This window comes from Rhodoferax sp. ZS1R8 (genome assembly GCF_056521325.1).
Genome location: NZ_JBWMBA010000004.1, coordinates 358,869 through 375,577, shown reverse-complemented (window position 1 = coordinate 375,577; position 16,709 = coordinate 358,869). Strand labels below are relative to the sequence as shown.

The 16,709-nt window shown below is 59.9% G+C and carries 15 protein-coding genes and 1 tRNA gene; 8 read left to right on the top strand and 8 right to left on the bottom strand.

The window, feature by feature from the left end; genetic code table 11:
• Nucleotides 1-725 precede the first annotated feature (725 nt).
• Nucleotides 726-1,505 carry a hypothetical protein gene (locus AC097P_RS15860; protein ID WP_479611400.1) on the top strand — a complete coding sequence of 260 codons (780 nt, stop codon included), beginning with the start codon at nt 726-728 and terminating at the stop codon, nt 1,503-1,505.
• Nucleotides 1,502-3,832 (top strand): ATP-dependent DNA helicase, encoded by a 2,331-nt coding sequence (locus tag AC097P_RS15855; protein ID WP_479611399.1) that lies wholly within the window; start codon nt 1,502-1,504, stop codon nt 3,830-3,832. Before AC097P_RS15860 ends, AC097P_RS15855 begins: the two co-directional genes overlap by 4 nt.
• A 57-nt stretch (nt 3,833-3,889) precedes the next feature.
• Here the strand turns inward: AC097P_RS15855 and AC097P_RS15850 are convergent, their stop codons facing one another.
• The 5 genes from AC097P_RS15850 to lptF are packed head-to-tail and all read right to left on the bottom strand — an operon-like array spanning nt 3,890 to nt 8,721.
• Nucleotides 3,890-5,131 (bottom strand): pyridoxal phosphate-dependent aminotransferase, encoded by a 1,242-nt coding sequence (locus AC097P_RS15850; protein ID WP_479611398.1) that lies wholly within the window; start codon nt 5,129-5,131, stop codon nt 3,890-3,892.
• The gene (locus AC097P_RS15845) at nt 5,121-6,074 is read right to left on the bottom strand and encodes a CysB family HTH-type transcriptional regulator (protein ID WP_479611397.1); all 954 of its coding nucleotides are present in this window, start codon (nt 6,072-6,074) and stop codon (nt 5,121-5,123) included. Before AC097P_RS15845 ends, AC097P_RS15850 begins: the two co-directional genes overlap by 11 nt.
• Nucleotides 6,075-6,122: 48 nt before the next feature.
• Nucleotides 6,123-6,503: a sirohydrochlorin chelatase gene (locus AC097P_RS15840; protein WP_479611396.1), complete on the bottom strand. Its 381-nt coding sequence runs from the start codon at nt 6,501-6,503 to the stop codon at nt 6,123-6,125.
• Nucleotides 6,500-7,606, bottom strand: a complete 1,107-nt coding sequence (lptG, locus tag AC097P_RS15835) for an LPS export ABC transporter permease LptG (RefSeq protein WP_479611395.1) — start codon at nt 7,604-7,606, stop codon at nt 6,500-6,502. The genes AC097P_RS15840 and lptG overlap by 4 nt, the downstream gene beginning before the upstream one ends.
• On the bottom strand, nt 7,603-8,721 hold the full coding sequence (lptF, locus tag AC097P_RS15830) for an LPS export ABC transporter permease LptF (RefSeq protein ID WP_479611394.1): 1,119 nt from the start codon (nt 8,719-8,721) through the stop codon (nt 7,603-7,605). The genes lptG and lptF overlap by 4 nt, the downstream gene beginning before the upstream one ends.
• Nucleotides 8,722-8,744: 23 nt before the next feature.
• Between lptF and AC097P_RS15825 the strand changes: the two genes are divergently transcribed.
• From AC097P_RS15825 to AC097P_RS15810, 4 genes are all read left to right on the top strand, one after another.
• Nucleotides 8,745-10,190: a leucyl aminopeptidase gene (locus AC097P_RS15825; protein ID WP_479611393.1), complete on the top strand. Its 1,446-nt coding sequence runs from the start codon at nt 8,745-8,747 to the stop codon at nt 10,188-10,190.
• On the top strand, nt 10,187-10,624 hold the full coding sequence (locus AC097P_RS15820) for a DNA polymerase III subunit chi (protein ID WP_479611392.1): 438 nt from the start codon (nt 10,187-10,189) through the stop codon (nt 10,622-10,624). The genes AC097P_RS15825 and AC097P_RS15820 overlap by 4 nt, the downstream gene beginning before the upstream one ends.
• Nucleotides 10,624-10,905, top strand: a complete 282-nt coding sequence (locus tag AC097P_RS15815) for a hypothetical protein (protein WP_479611391.1) — start codon at nt 10,624-10,626, stop codon at nt 10,903-10,905. Before AC097P_RS15820 ends, AC097P_RS15815 begins: the two co-directional genes overlap by 1 nt.
• Before the next feature lie 73 nt (nt 10,906-10,978).
• Nucleotides 10,979-11,068 (top strand) — tRNA-Ser (locus AC097P_RS15810).
• 69 nt (nt 11,069-11,137) lie between these two features.
• On the opposite strand, the gene AC097P_RS15805 is transcribed toward AC097P_RS15810, so the two are convergent.
• Together AC097P_RS15805 and AC097P_RS15800 are read right to left on the bottom strand one after the other, a co-directional pair.
• Nucleotides 11,138-12,046: an SPFH domain-containing protein gene (locus AC097P_RS15805; protein WP_479611390.1), complete on the bottom strand. Its 909-nt coding sequence runs from the start codon at nt 12,044-12,046 to the stop codon at nt 11,138-11,140.
• A gap of 53 nt (nt 12,047-12,099) precedes the next feature.
• Nucleotides 12,100-12,525, bottom strand: coding sequence for an NfeD family protein (locus AC097P_RS15800; protein ID WP_479611389.1), 426 nt, complete (start codon nt 12,523-12,525; stop codon nt 12,100-12,102).
• A 132-nt stretch (nt 12,526-12,657) separates the two neighbouring features.
• On the opposite strand from AC097P_RS15800, the gene AC097P_RS15795 reads away from it, so the two are divergent.
• Nucleotides 12,658-14,931, top strand: a complete 2,274-nt coding sequence (locus AC097P_RS15795; RefSeq protein ID WP_479611388.1) for an Orn/Lys/Arg family decarboxylase — start codon at nt 12,658-12,660, stop codon at nt 14,929-14,931.
• A 95-nt stretch (nt 14,932-15,026) separates the two neighbouring features.
• Here AC097P_RS15795 and fabI read toward each other — a convergent pair whose 3' ends face one another.
• Nucleotides 15,027-15,815: an enoyl-ACP reductase FabI gene (gene fabI / locus AC097P_RS15790; protein WP_479611387.1), complete on the bottom strand. Its 789-nt coding sequence runs from the start codon at nt 15,813-15,815 to the stop codon at nt 15,027-15,029.
• Nucleotides 15,816-16,077: 262 nt separating this feature from the next.
• Here fabI and rimP point away from each other — a divergent pair, with 262 nt between their 5' ends.
• Complete coding sequence (gene rimP / locus AC097P_RS15785) at nt 16,078-16,704, top strand: ribosome maturation factor RimP (RefSeq protein WP_479611386.1); 627 nt, start codon at nt 16,078-16,080, stop codon at nt 16,702-16,704.
• Nucleotides 16,705-16,709: the final 5 nt, after the last annotated feature.

The following is a 16,709-nucleotide window of genomic DNA, read 5'->3' as shown; positions in this document are numbered from 1 at the left end:
AAATTTGTAAGAATGTGCTAACGCAGCCTGCATGCGGGCATGCAGCGCTGATCTTGCCGTCACATAATTGGCATCTCTGATACGGTGGAGCAGCTCTCGCCAAAAGACCCCATCAAGATAGCTTGGAACCATATGTCTACATCGTCACGGATTCAATTGTTGGCCTTTACTCTCCTGACACTATCAACGCCATCGTGGGCGGCGAACGTATTCAAATGCACTACAACCGACGGCAAGGTCAGCTATTCGGCACGACCCTGCACAGCGGAGGGAGCCAAAGAAGCCGTTGTGCCCTTATTACCGCCGCCAGCCGCCCAGCCTGGAAAAACACGGGACTGGGCAGCGGAAAACGCCGCCTCCAATGCAAGGGCTAAAGCAGCAACTGCATCGGCGTCGGCTTCCGCTCCCGCAATTGCAGCAAAGGCCTCCGGACCTTCGAAGAGTGTCCAGCAGACAGTGGCCGAATGTGAAGCGAACCGCGGAGTTGATTGCAATAGCGCGGAGGAAATAGCGAGGCGGCAGGCGGACGACCGAGCGCTGACCGAAGATGAGGCGGCAGCGTTGCACCGCGCAGCGGCCGGGCGCAGGGAGAATGAGAGAGCCGCTGCAGAAGCCGCAGCCAAGAAGCCGAAGGAAGTCGCAAAGCCCGGGAAGTAAGCCTTGGGCGCTTGCATAACTGGCTATTTATACAGTATGCTTGGGGCTGCACTGTCGCAGCAGCCCCAATGCCCCGCACCACCGTTATTAACGACATCGCCTTAAGTCGCACCCACGCCCGTCGCTTGCGCGACGTCTATCGCTCTGCTGGCTGGCCGTGCCTGGACAGCGTGGAGGTGGAACTGCTGGCAGCAGGTTTGTTGCAGAGGGTTTCAGAGCCAAGTGGACACGCCAAGGTGTTGCTCACCGATGCCGGTATCACCTTTCTCGCAGAGGCGTTCCACACCAACCGGCAGGCGCGCTCAGCGCATGAGATGTTGGTGGACCGCGTGGCACAACAGATGCTGCGCGATGGCCGCATCGTCTGGACTGATCTGAGCATTCGCGCGCGCCTGCCCATGGAGCCCGAGGCCGTTGCCCGCTGGAAGATTTGCATGCCCGATGTATTCTCGATCCGCAATACCACGGTGGCGGGCTACCTGGAGCCCATCGTGCACGAGGTCAAGGTCAGCCGGGCCGACCTGCTGGGTGACCTTAAATCCAAGGACAAACGCGACAGCTACCTCGATGCCGGTGGCCAATGCTGGTATGTGCTGGGCTGCGATCGCAAGGGCAAGCCGATTGCCCAGGCCGATGAAATTCCTACGGAGTGTGGCGTCATGGCGCTGCAGAATGACCGACTGGAAGTGTTGCGCAATGCGCCCAAACGCGTGGTTGCGGACTTGCCCTTTGCGCTGTGGATGGTACTGGCCAAAGCCGCCCCGTTGCGCCCACATGCCGACCTGGGCTCCCCAGATGGGCCCGACCAGTCCATGCTGCAGGAACAAGCTGCCGATCCGGCGCCATGAGCGACGAAGCATGCCACCGTGTTTCGGTGCGCAACCTGTGTGAATTCGCAGCCAAGTCCGGCGACCTGGATTTGCGTTTCACACCGTCGCCGAGTGCACAGCAGGGCAGGGAGGGCCACCTGCTCGTAGCCAGCCGGAGGCCGCCAGGGCATGAGGCGGAAGTAACGCTGACTGGCCTGTACGCCTGTCTGCCAGAAGTCAACGCTGCTGACCCGCAGGACACGCTGCGCGTCAGTGGCCGTGCCGACGGCTACGACCCAGCCAGCAATGTGCTCGAAGAGGTCAAGACCTTCCGGGGCGCTGTCTCGGCCATTCCCCCCAACCACCGCGCCCTGCACTGGGCCCAGCTCAAGGTCTATGGCTGGCTGATGTGCGACAGCCGCGGCCTGCAGCACACCACCTTGAGCCTGGTTTATTTTGACGTCGTCGAGCAGACCGAGCATGCCTTCAACGAAAACTGGCTAGCTACCGATCTGAAAATCTTTTTCGACTCACTGTGCGCGCGCTTCCTGGTCTGGGCGCAGATGGAGGCCGCGCACCGCCACCGCCGTGACGCGGCGTTGCAGGCGCTGGAGTTCCCACAGTTGCCGTTCCGGCCCGGCCAGCGCGAACTGGCGGGCGGCGTATACCGCACCTGCGTACAAGCAGGCAGCTTGCTGGCTCAGGCGCCCACGGGCATTGGCAAGACAATTGGCACCGTGTTTCCTGCATTGCGCGCCATGCCCCAGCGGGGCGTCGACAAACTGTTTTTCCTGACAGCCAAGACACCCGGGCGCCGGGTGGCGTTGGAAGCCTTGCACACGGTGCGTGGGGCGCACACAGGCTTGGCGCTGCGCGTCGTCGAACTGGTCGCCAAGGAGAAGTCGTGCGAACACAAGGACAAGGCCTGCCACGGCGATGCGTGCCCGCTGGCGCAAGGTTTTTACGACCGTTTGCCCCAAGCCCGCCAGGCCGCTGCACAACGCGCATGGCTGGACCAGCAAAGCCTGCGTACGGTAGCGCTGGAGCATGGGGTCTGCCCCTACTACCTGGGTCAGGAGATGGTGCGCTGGGCAGACGTGGTGGTGGGTGACTACAACTATTACTTTGACCGCAGCGCCATGTTGTACGCTCTGACTGCTGCCAATGCATGGCGCGTCAGCGTGCTGGTGGACGAGGCGCACAATTTGTACGGTCGCGCCTGTAGCATGTACAGCGGCGACGTGACGCGGGCCGAGGCGGCAGCGGTGCATGCTGAGTTGCCAAAGGCGCTGCGCCGCTTCGCGGACGAGCTGCTCAACCAATGGGATGCGCTGGTAGCGGCCGCACAACGCCAGCAACCGGTCCAGCCGTGGAGCCTGCAAAAAGAAGTGCCCGATGCTTGGCTGCGCAGCCTGCAGCGCTTCAACAATGCGGTGGGCGAATATCTTAACGACCATGCGGCCGACAGACCCGGTACGTGGTTGCCGTTCTTTTTCAAGACGCTGGCATTTGCCACGCTGGCAGAAGACTTTGGCGAGCATTCGCTGTGCGAACTGAGCCTTGAAACACGCTCCGACGCCAAGGGCGCAGATATCGCCGGCAGCCTCACGCTGCGCAACATCGTGCCAGCACCCTTCATTCGCAACCGGGTGGAGGCGGCTGACTCCCTGGTGCTGTTTTCGGCCACACTCCACCCCGCAGACTACTACATCAACCTGCTGGGCCTACCAGACACCACCCAGTCCATGGATGTGCCGTGCCCGTTCGACCCGGCGCAACTGGCGGTCAGCGTCTACCCGCTGTCTACCCGCCGCGACGACAGGCTGCTGACACTGGACCCACTGGTCGACACGATGGCACAGCAGTACGCGCGGCATAGCGGCAATTACCTGGCTTTCTTCAGTAGCTTTGACTATTTGGAGTTGGCGCTGGCAAGACTGCAGCTGCGCCACCCGGAGCTGCCAGTCTGGGCCCAGCAGCGCTACATGAACGAGACCAGCCGCGAGGCTTTTTTGCAGCAGTTTGATGCGCGGGGGCGGGGCATCGGCTTTGCGGTGCTGGGCGGCGTGTTCGGCGAAGGCGTTGACCTGCCGGGCAAGCGGCTGATTGGCGCCTTCATCGCGACGCTGGGTTTGCCGCAGTTTGATGATGTGCACCAGGCCATCTGCGCGCGCATGCAGTCCATGTTCGGGCGCGGCCACGACTACACCTACCTGTTCCCCGGCATGCAAAAGGTGGTGCAGGCGGCCGGGCGGGTGATACGCACGCCGACGGACACCGGTGCCGTGCTGCTGCTCGATGAGCGCTACCGGCAGCACCGCTACCGCTCACGGCTGCCCGAGTGGTGGAAAATTGCTACACTTTAGATAGCGGGTTACGCTCACTGCACGGGGGCTAGCGGCCGATTTGGCCTGAAGAAACCCCTAGAGTGCCTTTAGCCGCTCCAACGCTGCAAGCAGCGTGTCGTCCTGTTTGGCGAAGCAGAAACGCACCACGCGCTGGTCAAAGCCATTGCCATAGAAGGCCGACAGCGGAATAGCCGCCACGCCGATCTCGGCCGTGAGCCATTGGCAGAAATCAGCCTCACCCAGGTCGCTAACGTCTGAAATGTCCACGCACTGGAAGTAGCTGCCCTGCGACGGCAGCAGGCGCAGGCGGGTGCCCGCCAGGCCCGCGCGGAACAGGTCGCGCTTGCGCTGGTAGAAGGCAGGTAGATCCAGATACGGGGAGGGGTTAGCCATGTAAGCCGCCAAGCCATATTGCACGGGCGTGTTGACGGTAAATACATTGAACTGGTGTACCTTGCGGAACTCGGCCATCAGCGCGGCGGGCGCCGCAACATAACCCACCTTCCAACCGGTCACGTGGTAGGTCTTCCCAAAGCTGGAGACGATGAAGGCGCGCGCGGCCAGGCCAGGATACCGCGCCACGCTTTCGTGTGGCACGCCGTCAAACACCATATGCTCATAGACCTCGTCGCTGATCACAAGCACATTCGTCGGCGCCAGCATCTCTTGCAGCCGCAGCATGTCCTGGTGAGACCATACGGTTGCGCTGGGGTTGTGCGGGCTGTTAATGAGGATGGCGCGAGTCTTGGGTGTGATGGCGGCGGAGATGGCGTCAAAGTCGGGCCGGAAGCTGCCGGGCGTCAGCGGCACGCGCACCGCGGTGCCACCGGCCAGTTCGATATTGGGCACATAGCTGTCGTAGCAGGGCTCCAGCACGATGACCTCGTCACCTGGGTGCACCGTGGCCAGTATGGCAGTGATGATGGCTTGGGTCGCGCCCGCCGTAATGGTGATTTCGTCTGCAGCCCTGTAAGAATGGCCATACAGTGCTTCTATTTTGCTAGCAATAGCATCGCGAAACAGTGTCACGCCGGGCATCGGCGGATACTGGTTGTGACCGTCCAGCATGGCCTGCGTCACGTGGTTGATCAGGACCGGGTCGCAAGCAAAGTCCGGGAAGCCCTGGCCCAGGTTTACGGCCTTGTGTTGGCTAGCCAGTGCCGACATGACGCTGAAGATGGTGGTGCCAACGTTGGGCAACCGACTTTGCAGTATCCCCACGCTCGTCGCTGTGCGCTCCGCGCTGCCCCCCGAGAGTGTCGCCCTTGCTTGGGGCCCCGCGGCGCGGCGGCCGGTGTCGTGGTTTTCAGTAGTCATAGTTTTCGGTATGTCCATCCATCGCCCGGGCGATCAGCTTGCGGTCCAGGCGGTCGCTCAGCAGTTCGGCAAAGGTGAACACGAAGTTGCGCAAATAGGCGCTGCGTTTGAAGGCGACGCGGGCCACATTCTGGCCAAACAGGCCCCCACCGGGGCGCACGACCAGACCACTCTTGCCGCCGTCTTCCATCACATCGCGCACCGCCATCTCGGCAGCAATGCCTACGCCCAACCCGAGGCGCACATAGGTCTTGATCACGTCCGAGTCGATCGCTTCCAGCGCAATGCGGGGGGTGAGTTTGCGGGTTGCGAACGCTGTATCGATCTTGGTGCGACCGGTAAACGACGGGTGGTAGGTGATCAGCGGCTCCTGCGCCACGTCTTCCAGCGTGATGCGCTCTTTGCGCGCCAGAGGGTGGTCGGTGGGCAGCACCAGCATGTGTTGCCATTCGTAGCACGGCAGGGTGACCAGTTCGCTGTAGTCTGCCAGCGACTCGGTGGCGATGCCAATTTCGGCGATCTCGTCGATCAGCATGCGGGCCACCTGGTCGGGCGAGCCCTGGTGCAGGCTGATGTTGACCTTGGGGTAGGCGGTGCGCAGTGCGGCTACCTTCTCGGGCAGCACATAGCGGGCCTGGGTGTGGGTGGTGGCTATGGACAGCGTGCCACTGTCTTCGGCGCTGTATTGCTCGCCAATGCGCTTGAGGTTGCCTACCTCGCGCAGGATCAGGTCTATGCTTTTGAGTACGTGCTGACCCGGCTCGGTCACGCGCTTGAGGCGCTTGCCGTGGCGGGCGAAGATTTCTATGCCCAATTCTTCTTCCAGTTCGATGATGGCCTTGGACACGCCGGGCTGCGAGGTGTGCAGGGCCTTGGCGGCTTCCGTCAGGTTGAGGTTGCGGCGGACGGCTTCCTGGACAAAACGAAACTGGTGCAGGTTCATATCGAATCTCAGCTAAAGAAGAGATTCATTATGCCGGATGAAGCGCTTCTATAAGCCGTCCAGCGCGATTTGTGCCAACAATTGCACCATCCGCGGGTCTTCGCCGACGGCCGGCTTCAACGCGATTTCCACATCCGGATGTGCGGCTTGTAGATCGGCCAGTAATAACGGCAAGTCCTCACGGGCATGTTTGCCCACGCCCAGGAACATTGGAAGCACGGTGATGGCACGCACCCCGCGGTTCACCAAAGTTTGGGTCGCCGTAGCTAAGTCAGGGGCGCTTAACTCCAGGTAAGCGCAGACCACGGGTGTGTGGGGCGAAAGGATCGCAATATGCGCGGCTACCGCTTCGATGGGCTTGTGCCACAGCGGGTCGCGCGAGCCATGCGCGAACAAGACAATGCCACGATTGGTAGTGAGCGGCGTCATCGTCTGATCACCAGCCATGAAAACGCCGTCAGCGACACGATGGAATAAATCAGGCCGGGCAGGGCAGCGGTGATCCACGGCCACCAGCCCCGCAGCGCCCCCAGGTCACCCAGCACGTTGTTTAGCAGCACAAAGCTGATACCGGCCATGACGCCGCCAAATACGTAGGTGGCTACGCTGCCCGACCGGAAATGGAGGTAAGCGAAGGGTAGCGCCAGCACCACCATGACTAAACAGCTCAAGGGGTAGAAGACTTTTTTCCAAAACTGAATTTCATACTTCTGGGCTGCCTGGCCATTGGCATCCAGATGGCGTACGTACTGGAACAGATCAATCGTACCCATGCGTTCCGGACGCAGCACGGCCGTGGCCACCATTTCACTGCTGATCTGCGTCGACCAACGGAAGCTTTCCAGCAGCGCGCGGTCAACTTTGGAGGCACTGGCGTTGGCGCTGGTGAATTCTGTATGGTCTGCCTTCAGCAGTAGCCAAGAGTCGTCTACGCCAAACATGGCGCTCTCGCTCTGCGTCATTGACACCAGAATGCCTTGGTTGTCGAATTCGAAAATGCGCACATCGCGCATTCTGCCGTCTGGCGCCAGCGCGCCAACGTTCACGGCGAAATCGCTGTAAGCCTGCCGTTCCTTGAGCCAAGCCCCGGTCTTTCCAACTGTGACCTTGCCCTGGTAGCGAGACTTGAGCAACTGTGCCGACTTGTCCGCCATAGGCGCGAGGTAGTCACCGACCGCAAATGTGAACACGACAAAACCCAAGCCCAGCAGCAGCAAGACGCGCAGTGCCCGCCCAGGACCCAGGCCACTGGTGCGCAAGATGGTGAACTCCGAGCTTTGCGCCAAGCGTGCCATGACGAAGATAGTGCCGATCAGGACGGTGATCGGCAGCAATTCGTACAGATGGCTGGGCAGCAGCAAGGCAACGTACACCAGCGCCTTGTCGACGGTGTAACCGGTGTCCCGGTACTTGCCGACGGCCTGCAGCTCCTCGACGAAGTCGAAGAAATAGAAAAGTGCGACAAATCCCAACGTGACCAGCACCACGGCCATCACTACTTCGCCATACAGGAGTCTGCGTAGGGTCTTCATGCTGCGGCGTCCTTGGCAGCGCATTTTTTACGCCGGGCAGCGCCGGGCATCTGCAATTCCCAGTTGTTATGCCGTTTGGTCAGCCACAGCAGCGCCAAAGCCAGCGCCCCCCCGTGCAGCAGCACCAGATAGACACCCGCATGCACCTGGCCGGTTTCTACCCAGCTCTTGCCCAGTATTAGCAGGTTGTAGTACACGATGAAGGCACCGAAGGCAAAGCCCAAATTGGCCGTGCGCCCCACGCGGGGGTTTACGCCGGCAGCCGCCAGACCGATGACAACAAAATTGATACCGGCCAGCGCCAGACCCGCGCGCCAGCTCAGTTCGGCCCAATGCGCGTTGCCCGGTTGCTCAAACAGTTCCAGCGTGCCCTTCGCGCCGGACGGCACAAAACTGCGGGCGGATTGGTCCGGTGCGTCCACCTGTGCGCCGTAGGTGCTGAAGGCGGCCACCGTCAAGTCGGGCTTGCCAGCCGTTTTTTCGAGCCGTTGGCCATTTTGTAGCACAAGATATTTCTCACCGTGCAGTTCTTTCAACTGACCGCTACGGGCTGAGGTAATGGTTTCCTTGTTGTCCTTGTGGGTGGCGATAAATACGTTGCTGCCGGGGTGGGTAATGGAGGCATCTTTCTCGATGAAAAAAACGCGCTCCCCGTTAGCAGACTCCTGGAACTGCCCCGGCTCGATGCGTGCAATATCACCGCGTTTGTCAAATCGGTCACGCATGTCCTCAATACGGCTCAGGGCCCACGGCAAGATCAAAAAGGCCAGGACAGCGATGACCACCAGAATGGGCCAGGCGAAGCGGAACAGCGGGTTGAACAGCGAGGTCAGGCCCCTGCCGCTACCAAACCAAATCACCATTTCGCTGTCGCGGAACATGCGCGTCAACACGCTTAACACGGCGATGAACAGGCACAACGTCACGATCACCGGCATCTGGGACAGCACGGTGTATCCCATGATAATCATCACATCCGACGGGCTGAATACGCCGCGTCCGGCTTCACCCAGAGTGCGTATCAAGGTGTAGGTCATCACCACCGTGACGAGCACAACCAGGGTTGCGCCGAAACTGCGTGCGAGTTCTTTGCGTATGGAGGAATGGAATAACATGGCGGCAAAGGAAAACCTGAATTATGAACTTTGAACTGAAAGCTACCGGCCTCGCAGGGGTCTCTACCGAGAAATGCGATGCACTGATCATCCTGGTACCCCAGGATTTCAAAGCCGGCAAGGATGATTTGTCACTGCTGATCGCACAGGCCATCAAATCGGGCGATCTGGAAACCAAGCCCGGCAAGTCGCTGTCTCTGTACCGCCCCGTTCAGGCCAATGCAAGCCGTGTGGTGCTGGTCGGCATCGGCTCGGGTTCTGCGCGCGATGTCCGTGGCGCAGTGCTGTCGGCCGTGTCGCTGGTCAAATCATCTTCACTGAAAAAACTGGTCGTGAGCTTCGCCGCTGCGGCCCGCGAAGAGGCCGTGCGCGCCGTGGTGACAGCAGTGGCGGACGCAAGCTACGCCTACACCACAACCAAATCCAAGCCCGAAGGCCGCACGCTATCCAAGGTACAGGTGGCCGTCGCCAACGCAAGCGAGGTGCAGGCAACATTTGACCGCGCGGTGGGTATCGTTGCTGGTACAGAGCTGACCAAGGAATGGGCCAACCGCCCCGCCAACCACGCCACACCAACCCTGCTGGCCCAGGCAGCGCAAGAGTTGGCACAGTTTCCCAAGATCAGCTGCGAGGTGCTGGGCCCCAAGGAAGTCGCCAAGCTGGGCATGGGAGCCTTCATGGCCGTGGCCCAAGGCTCGGACCAGCCACTGCGTTTTGTCGTGCTCAAGTACAACGGCGCAGCCAAGACCAAGGCCCCAACCGTGCTGGTGGGCAAGGGCATCACGTTTGACTGCGGAGGCATCTCCATCAAACCCGCCGCCGAGATGGACGAGATGAAGTTCGACATGTCTGGCGCCGCAAGCGTGCTGGGCGTGTTCCGTTCATTGGCCGCGCTGAAGCCGGCCATCAACGTGGTCGGGCTGATCGCCGCGTGCGAAAACCTCGTCAGCGGCAGCGCCGTGAAGCCGGGCGACGTGGTCACCAGCATGAGTGGTCAGACTATCGAAATTTTGAACACCGATGCGGAAGGGCGTCTGGTTTTGTGCGACGCGCTGACGTATGCAGAGCGCTTCAAGCCCACGGCTGTGGTGGATATCGCGACGCTGACTGGCGCTTGTGTCATCGCTCTGGGCGGCGTGCGCAGCGGCTTGTTTGCAGCGAATGAAGACCTTGGTAATGCCCTGTTTGCAGCGGGTGAAGTTGCGCAGGACAGCTGCTGGAGAATGCCGCTGGACGAAGAGTACGCCGAAGGCTTGAAGACCAACTTTGCCGATGTCGCCAATCTGGGCGGACGTGCGGGTGGTGCCATTGCGGCGGCCAAGTTCCTGCAGCGCTTTACCGAGAAGTTTCCATGGGCGCATCTTGATATTGCTGGTACAGCGTGGAAAAGTGGCTCGGCGAAGGGCGCCACCGGCCGCCCGGTCGGTCTGTTGGTCGAATATTTGTTGGACCAGGCACAGGCCAAGTGACCGAACTGGCTTTCCATTTCGGTGCACCGGACAAGCTAGCCTATACCTGCCGCCTGTTGCGCAAGGCGGTGGGTAGCGGGGCAAAAGTGGTATTGGTCGCTGAACCCGACGCCATTGCGCAGATCGATGTCGACCTGTGGGCCTTGTCGGCCACCGAGTTCGTGCCGCACTGTGTAGCCACTGCAGCGGCACAGCTGCAGCAGCGTTCGCCAGTGGTGTTGACCACCCATGCGCAGCAGGCCCCCCAGCTTTCAGACGTGCTGGTCAACCTGACCGAAGCGATACCCGAGGGCTTCGAGCGGTTTGCACGCGTGATTGAAGTTGTAAGCACCGACGCAACTGATCGTGATCATGCGCGACGGCGCTGGCGTCAGTACACCGAGCAGGGCTACACCATCAAGCGCCATGATCTAACCGTCAAACGTGCGGATTGATGCCAGCGAACAATCCTCTCCCGCGATTTGTTCCCACGCTGACCGAGGTAGTCCAACCGGGTCTATCGGCCAGCCCCGCTGCGATCGACACAGAGCGCTTGGCAGAACAAGTGCTGCAACTGGTCAGACCGCGGCTTGAGCAGCAATTGCGGGCATCGCTACAGGCCTTGGTCGAGCAGCACCTGCGTGCGGCAGCGCCGGGCATGCAGCAGCATGTGGAAGCGGCCGTCAACGCGGCTGTGGCCCAGTCCCTGGCCAGCATGGGACAGCCCAAAGACTGATTTCACCTTTTTTAAGTTTTACCGGACCAATGTCCTGAAATCGACCCAAAGCCGACTTATAATCGAAGGCTCTGGAGCGGTGGATGAGCGGTTTAAGTCACACGCCTGGAAAGCGTGCGAGGGGTAAAACCCTCCGCGGGTTCGAATCCCGCCTGCTCCGCCAGAAAAAAGACAAGCCCCGTAGCGTTTTGCGCTACGGGGCTTTTTCTTTGGCCATTACGGCCTGGGTTCGCTACTTTGGCAGTTGCGTCATCTTCATGGCCGAGCCGATCAGAGTAGCCACCTCGGCCATGTGGCTGGGAACAATCAGCGTGGTGGTCGCGTCGGCAGCGACTTTTGAATACGCGTGAACCGCTTGTTCGGCCACTTTCAATTGAACAGCCTGCTCACCGCCAGGTTGGCGTATTGCGGCGGCCACGCGTTCGATGGCCTGGGCATTGGCTTCTGCCACTGCCAAAATCGCGGCAGCTTGGCCTTGTGCGTTGTTGATGGCGGCCTGCTTTTCGCCCTCGGAGCGTGCGATGAAGGCTTCACGTTCACCGGTCGCAATATTGATCTGTTCCTGGCGGCGGCCTTCGGATGCAGCAATCAAGGCGCGCTTTTCACGCTCGGCGGTGATCTGCTGCTGCATCGCATGCAGAATTTCCTTGGGTGGCGTCAAATCTTTGATCTCGTAGCGCAGAACCTTGACACCCCAGTTCAGCGCCGCCTCGTCAATAGCCTGCACCACCTGGGCATTGATGATGTCGCGTTCTTCGAAGGTCTTGTCCAGCTCCAGTTTGCCGATGACGGACCGCAACGAGGTTTGCGCCAGTTGTGAGATGGCGACCACGTAGTTGCTGGAGCCGTAGCTGGCGCGCATCGCATCGGTCACCTGGAAATACAGGATGCCGTCCACCTGCAGCTGCGTGTTGTCGCGCGTGATACAGACTTGGCTCGGAATGTCGAGTGGCACCTCCTTGAGCAGATGCTTGTAGGCCACGCGGTCTACGAAGGGCATCAGAAAACTCAGGCCGGGCGTCAGCGTTCCGTTGTACTTGCCCAGTCGCTCTATGACCCAGGCGTGCTGCTGGGGCACCACCTTGACTGATTTGAAGACAAAGATCACGGCGACGATCAGCAAGATAAGTCCATATTCCATGGGGTTTCCTTAAGAGATCTAGGGATACAGCCCAACCGAAGCCGGGCGTAGGTTCACAGTTTTCGGACAATCAGACGGCTGCCTATGACTTCAACCACCTGGTGTGGTCCTGCAGCCAGCGGCCCGCCCGGTACGCTGGCCACTGCCCAGCTTGCGCCGCGGTACTTGACGGTGCTGGTGCCATCAGTGTTCCAGTTGTCAACTTGTACGGTTTCGCCAATGTCCAGATTCACGTCGCGGTTGGCATTGGCGGGCAAGTTTGCAGGCTGGCCTTTCTTGTATTGGCGCCAGCCCAGCACGGTCCCGGTGGAGACCAGCGCAGCCACCACAATCTGCACGGTCAAACTCCCGCCTGCATGGGCGCAGATAGCCGCCGCAACCAGACCGATAGCCAGCATCAGCAAGTAGAAGGTGCCAGTCGCCAATTCGATGCCTACCGCGGTGCCGGCAAGCAGCCACCAGAGAGTGGATGGGGCCATACATTCCTTGCATGTGTTGAGATCACCACATTTTGTGGGCAAAAGGTGCCCCTCGCAAGCGGCGAGACACAATATGTCCTTACACTTCGCGCCTGTTTTCTTATTTATCGCGCCTGCGGCTGGAGCCTTCCCATGAAATTTCGCTTTCCCATCGTCATCATCGACGAGGACTTTCGCTCCGAGAACACCTCGGGACTGGGCATACGTGCATTGGCCCAGGCGATCGAAACCGAAGGCTTTGAAGTGTTGGGCGTCACCAGTTACGGCGACCTGAGCCAGTTTGCGCAACAGCAGAGCCGCGCCAGTGCCTTCATCTTGTCGATTGACGATGAAGAGTTCACACCCGGCCCCGACTTGGACCCCGCCGTGCTGAACCTGCGCCACTTCATCGAGGAAGTGCGCCGCAAGAATCTGGACGTGCCTATTTATGTATATGGCGAGACCAAGACTTCGCGCCACATTCCCAATGACATCCTGCGCGAGTTGCACGGCTTCATCCACATGTTTGAGGACACGCCGGAATTTGTGGCGCGCCATATCCTGCGGGAAGCCAAAAGCTATCTGGAAGGTGTTCAACCCCCGTTCTTCAAGGCCTTGCTGGACTATGCGGAGGATGGCTCCTACTCCTGGCATTGCCCCGGTCACTCGGGTGGCGTGGCGTTTCTGAAGAGCCCGGTGGGCCAGATGTTCCACCAGTTTTTTGGTGAAAACATGCTGCGTGCCGACGTCTGCAACGCGGTCGAAGAGCTGGGGCAGTTGTTGGACCACGACGGCCCCGTGGGCGCGTCCGAGCGCAATGCTGCGCGCATCTTCAACGCCGACCATTGCTTCTTTGTGACCAATGGCACCAGCACCAGCAACAAGATGGTCTGGCACCATACGGTGGCGCCGGGCGATGTTGTCGTGGTGGACCGCAACTGCCACAAGTCCATCCTGCACGCCATCATCATGACGGGTTCTATCCCCGTGTTTTTGAAGCCTACGCGCAACCACTTTGGCATCATCGGTCCTATACCGAAGGAAGAGTTTGAACCTGCGTCCATCCAGCGCAAAATTGCTGCGAACCCGTTGTTGATGGGTGTGGATGCCAAGTCGGTTAAACCGCGGGTATTGACCATCACACAGTCCACCTACGATGGTGTGTTGTACAACACTGAGACCATCAAGAAGATGCTCGACGGCTACGTTGAGAACCTGCACTTTGACGAAGCCTGGCTACCACACGCAGCCTTCCATCCGTTTTATGGCTCCTACCACGCCATGGGCAAGCGCCGCGTGCGGCCCAAGCACGCCATGGTTTATGCCACGCACTCGATCCACAAGCTGCTGGCAGGTATCAGCCAGGCCAGCCAGGTGCTGGTGCAGGACTCGCAAACGGTGAAGCTGGACAAGCATTTGTTCAACGAAGCCTATCTGATGCACACCAGTACCAGCCCGCAGTACAGCATCATCGCCAGCTGCGATGTAGCCGCTGCCATGATGGAGCCACCCGGCGGTACGGCGTTGGTCGAGGAGAGCATTGCGGAGGCGCTGGATTTCCGTCGCGCCATGCGCAAGGTCGACGAAGAGTACGGCAAAGACTGGTGGTTCAAAGTCTGGGGGCCGGACAAGCTGGCCGAGGAGGGCATTGGCCATTCGGACGACTGGATCATCAAGGGCGAGTCCAAGAACGCCAAGGCCGGTGTCAATTGGCACGGCTTCGGCAAAATGGCTACCGGCTTCAATATGCTGGACCCGATCAAGTCCACGGTGGTCACGCCCGGCATGGATCTGAACGGCAAATTTGCCAAGACCGGCATCCCGGCCAGCATCGTGACCAAATTCCTGGCCGAGCACGGCGTGGTGGTCGAGAAGACCGGGCTGTACAGCTTCTTCATCATGTTCACGATCGGCATCACCAAGGGCCGCTGGAACAGCATGTTGACCGCGCTGCAGCAGTTCAAGGACGACTACGACAAGAACCAACCTATGTGGCGCATCCTGCCCGAGTTCTGCCAGAAGTACCCTCGGTACGAGCAGATGGGACTGGCGGACCTGTGCCAGTACGTGCACGCGCTGTATGCCAAGTACGACATTGCCCGTCTGACCACGGACATGTACCTCAGCGACCTGACGCCGGCCATGAAGCCCAGCGACGCCTATGCGCACATCGCGTTGCGCCAAACCGAGCGGGTAGAGATCGATCAGCTGGAAGGCCGCATCACGGTGGGGCTGGTGACGCCGTATCCGCCCGGTATTCCACTGCTGATCCCCGGCGAAGTGTTCAACAAGAAGATCGTTGATTACCTGAAGTTTTCACGCGAGTTCAATGCCAAGTGCCCCGGATTTGAGACTGACATCCACGGTCTGGTGGAAGAGCGACGCGAGGATGGGTCTGTCCACTACTTCGCGGATTGCGTGAAGTAGCCCAGACAGATGCCCCAACAAAAATAGCGCCAGAAGGCGCTATTTTTTTGATAGCTGCTTACGCGCTTTCCACGGGGGCTAGCGGCTGATTTGATCTACGGCGCTTCGAGAACAGCCACCGCCGCCTGGCTGACGCCGCAATCCACGTATGTGATCTGCGCCGTCATGCCAGATGCCAGATCGCTGAGCAGGAAGGCTGCCACATTCCCTACTTCTTCAATCGTCACGTTGCGGCGCATCGGTGCCGCGTTGGCGGAGATGGCCAGCAGTTTCCCAAAGTCCTTGATGCCGCTGGCGGCCAGGGTCTTGATGGCACCGGCGCTGATGCCGTTCACCCGCATGCCACAGGCGCCCACAGCCTCAGCCAGGTAGCGCACCGAGGACTCTAGCGAGGCCTTGGCCAAGCCCATGGTGTTGTAGCTGGGCACGACGCGCACACCGCCCAGGTAGGACAGGGTCAACAGGGAAGCGTTGTCGTTGAGGTAGGGCAGGGCAGCCTTGGCCATGCCGGGGAAGCTATAGGCGCTGATGTCGTGGGCGATGCGGAAGTTCTCGCGGGTCAGACCGTCCAGAAAGTTGCCGGCGATGGCTTCGCGCGGGGCAAAACCAATGCTGTGCACAAAACCGTCAAACTTGGGCCAGTGCACCGCGAGGTCTGCAAACAGCTTGTCGATCTGGGCGTCATCCGCCACATCGCAGTCAAAAATCAGCTTGGAGTTGAAATCGGCCGCAAATTCAGTGATGCGGTCTTTGAAACGTTCGCCGACGTAGCTGAAGGCCAATTCGGCGCCTTGGTCGTGGCAAGCCTTGGCGATGCCGTACGCAATGGAGCGGTTGGACAACACACCCGTAATCAATAACTTTTTGCCTGCTAAAAATCCCATTTCGTCCTCATGTGTAGTGCTTGTCTCAATCCAGAATTGTCGCATGCCCATGCCGGGGGAATGGATTTGTGCACACCGCCCGTGTACCAGAATTGCTGCGGCTGGCCAAAATTGCCCATATTTCGAGGCCAGGGACTGAATAACCCTTACAGATCAAGGTCCTTAACACATTTCTGCGTTACAATTCGGGCTCACGACCAAACGGGCGGGTAATTACCGCCCGTTTTTTTTGGGCGATTGTTTTTGAACGGATTGATTAGAAGTGGCATTGCAGGACATTGTTGAACAGACCGTGAGTGGTTTGGGATATGACTTGGTAGAGGTCGAGCGCTCTGCCGGAGGCCTGCTGCGCATCACGATTGATCTGCCCTGGGTGCAGCCCCAAGCGGGTGCTGCGGCCACAGTGCAATTCATCAACGTTGAAGATTGTGAGAAGGTTAATCGCCAGTTGCAGTTTGCATTGGAAGTGGACGGTATTGAGTACAAGCGGCTGGAGATTTCCTCGCCCGGTATCGATCGCCCGCTGCGCCATTTGCAGGATTACGAGCGTTTTGTTGGCCATGTCGTTGACATCACGCTGAAGGCCCCGATGGGTTCTGCAGCCGGCGGCCAGGTGCACGCCAGCCGCAAAAAGTTTCGGGGCACGCTGGAAAAAGTTGTAGCGGCCGATGGCGCTGCAGGTTGGCAAATCGTCTGGAGCGATGCGCCGCCGGTCAAGCCGGGCCAAAAAGTCAGCAAGAAGCGCGTACCGCCACCGCTGCAGGCCTTGGGCTTCACGCTAGATGAGGTGCGTGAGTCGCGTCTTGCGCCCATTGTCAGTTTCAAAGGCCGCGGTGGGCCAGGCGGAACGGACGGCGCAGAAATAGGCTTAGAAGGCGACACGGAATAACGAGT

Excerpts from the sequence above, each read along its gene's own strand:
- AC097P_RS15800 (WP_479611389.1), bottom strand. The coding sequence starts at position 12,525 with ATGGCCCCATCCACTCTCTGGTGGCTGCTTGCCGGCACCGCGGTAGGC.
- AC097P_RS15850 (WP_479611398.1), bottom strand. The coding sequence starts at position 5,131 with ATGACTACTGAAAACCACGACACCGGCCGCCGCGCCGCGGGGCCCCAA.
- lptG (WP_479611395.1), bottom strand. The coding sequence starts at position 7,606 with ATGAAGACCCTACGCAGACTCCTGTATGGCGAAGTAGTGATGGCCGTG.
- AC097P_RS15805 (WP_479611390.1), bottom strand. The coding sequence starts at position 12,046 with ATGGAATATGGACTTATCTTGCTGATCGTCGCCGTGATCTTTGTCTTC.
- lptF (WP_479611394.1), bottom strand. The coding sequence starts at position 8,721 with ATGTTATTCCATTCCTCCATACGCAAAGAACTCGCACGCAGTTTCGGC.
- AC097P_RS15795 (WP_479611388.1), top strand. The coding sequence starts at position 12,658 with ATGAAATTTCGCTTTCCCATCGTCATCATCGACGAGGACTTTCGCTCC.
- AC097P_RS15845 (WP_479611397.1), bottom strand. The coding sequence starts at position 6,074 with ATGAACCTGCACCAGTTTCGTTTTGTCCAGGAAGCCGTCCGCCGCAAC.
- AC097P_RS15860 (WP_479611400.1), top strand. The coding sequence starts at position 726 with ATGCCCCGCACCACCGTTATTAACGACATCGCCTTAAGTCGCACCCAC.
- fabI (WP_479611387.1), bottom strand. The coding sequence starts at position 15,815 with ATGGGATTTTTAGCAGGCAAAAAGTTATTGATTACGGGTGTGTTGTCC.
- AC097P_RS15825 (WP_479611393.1), top strand. The coding sequence starts at position 8,745 with ATGAACTTTGAACTGAAAGCTACCGGCCTCGCAGGGGTCTCTACCGAG.
- AC097P_RS15815 (WP_479611391.1), top strand. The coding sequence starts at position 10,624 with ATGCCAGCGAACAATCCTCTCCCGCGATTTGTTCCCACGCTGACCGAG.
- AC097P_RS15840 (WP_479611396.1), bottom strand. The coding sequence starts at position 6,503 with ATGACGCCGCTCACTACCAATCGTGGCATTGTCTTGTTCGCGCATGGC.
- AC097P_RS15855 (WP_479611399.1), top strand. The coding sequence starts at position 1,502 with ATGAGCGACGAAGCATGCCACCGTGTTTCGGTGCGCAACCTGTGTGAA.